Raw genomic sequence first — 1,630 nt, 5'->3', positions numbered from 1 at the left:
GCGGCGGCTCCGCCGTACGGTCGTCGGCCAGCACCTCGGCGAGCGCCGCCCGCAGCGCCGGGCCGGGGTTGATGCCCAGTTCGTCGTCCAGCCGGACCCTGGCCTGGTGGTAGGCGGTCAGCGCCTCCGCGGACCGGCCCGCCTGGTGCAGGCAGCGCATCAGCATGGCCACCAGCTCCTCGCGCAGCCCGTCCAGCCGCACCCCGTGCTTCAGCAGCGGCACGGCCGAGGCCCCGGCGCCCTGGCCCAGCCGCAGCCCGGCCCAGCAGAGCAGGGCGGCGGTGCGGGACTGCCTCAGCCGGTCCACCGCGGCGTCCCGCAGGGGGGTTTCGGGCAGGTCGGCCAGCGCCTCGCCGCGCCACAGCCGCAGCGCCTCCTCCAGCAGCGCGACCGCCGTGGCGCAGTCGCCGAGCCCGGCCTGCCCCTCGGCCTCGCCGGCGAGCTCCTCGAAGCGCAGCGCGTCCACGGCGTCGGCCGGCCCGGTCAGCAGGTAGCCGGAGTCCCGGGTGTGCAGCTCGAACGGGGTGTCGGCGAGCACCTTCCGCAGCGCGGCGACGTGCCCCTGCACGGCCGCCCGGGCGGTGGGCGGCGGCTGCTCGTCCCAGAGCAGCTCGCACAGCTGGTCCATGGTGACCACGAGCCCCAACCGCAGCGCCAGCATCGCCAGGACGGCCCGCCGCTGGGCACCCGCCACGCTCGCGAAGCCGTCCGCCCCGACCCGCAACTCCACCGGCCCGAGCAGCCGAATCCGCACCGGTACCCCCCACCTCGCCCCAAAACCGCACATCACACCCGAAGCGGCCATCGGCCCTCGGGGTGGAGCAGTGTAGTGCGAGAACCTGTCCGGTCCACGCCGGACGGCTGCTCCCGCCCTCGGACGCCCGCCCGCGCGGGGCGCCCACCCCCGGTCCGACCGGGCTCCACGGGGCACCCCCTGAGAGGGATGCCGGTGGGGCCGGTGACGGTTGCACCGGACGGCGGACGCGGGGCCGTGCCGCGGTGCCCGGCCCGTCCGGAGCGGCGGACGCGGGGCCGTGCGGCGGTGGTCGCTCGGCCGGGAGCCGCGGACGCGACGCCGGTGTCGTACCGGCCCGGTACCGTACGGCCGACGTCAAGGGCCCGGTCGGCCCTATCCTCGAACCAGCCGGGGAGTCGACGGATGGTGGGGGAGGGGAACGGGCGCGTGCACATCGATCTGCTCGGGCCGGTGGTGGTGCGGCGGGAGGACGGGACGGCGGTGACGCCCTCGGCCCCCAAGCGCCGGGCGCTGCTGAGCGCGCTCGCCGTACGGCTGAACCGGACGGTGGCCACCGAGGAGCTGATCGAGCTGGTCTGGGAGGGCTGCGCGCCGCCCACCGCGCGGGCCGCCCTGCAGGGCCACGTCGCGGCGGTGCGCCAACTGCTGGACGGCTCCGGGCTGGAGCTGGGCACCCGGGGGGCCGGCTACCTGCTGGCCGGTGAGCCCGACCGGGTCGACGTGCTGCGCTTCGGCCGGCTCTGCGAACAGGCCGGCGTGCTGCTCCCCGAGCCCGCCGCCCCGCTGGACGGTGCCCCTCCGGGGACCGCCCCGCCGGAGCCCGCCCCGATGGAGGCCACGCCGGTGGAGGCCGCGCCGGCGGACGGCGCCCCG

General features: G+C 78.0%; 2 protein-coding genes. One reads left to right on the top strand and one right to left on the bottom strand.

Annotated features, from left to right (window positions below; genetic code table 11):
* Positions 1-754: AfsR/SARP family transcriptional regulator (locus AE652_RS40980; RefSeq protein ID WP_049661033.1), on the bottom strand; the 754-nt coding region annotated here is incomplete at its 3' end.
* Between the two features lie 429 nt (positions 755-1,183).
* On the opposite strand from AE652_RS40980, the gene AE652_RS40975 reads away from it, so the two are divergent.
* Positions 1,184-1,630, top strand: a 447-nt coding sequence (locus AE652_RS40975) for a winged helix-turn-helix domain-containing protein (protein ID WP_199823231.1), incomplete at its 3' end; no start/stop codon positions are given.

It is taken from the genome of Kitasatospora sp. MY 5-36, assembly GCF_001182915.1.
GTDB lineage: Bacteria > Actinomycetota > Actinomycetes > Streptomycetales > Streptomycetaceae > Kitasatospora.
This window is presented reverse-complemented; position numbering and strand designations above follow the sequence as displayed.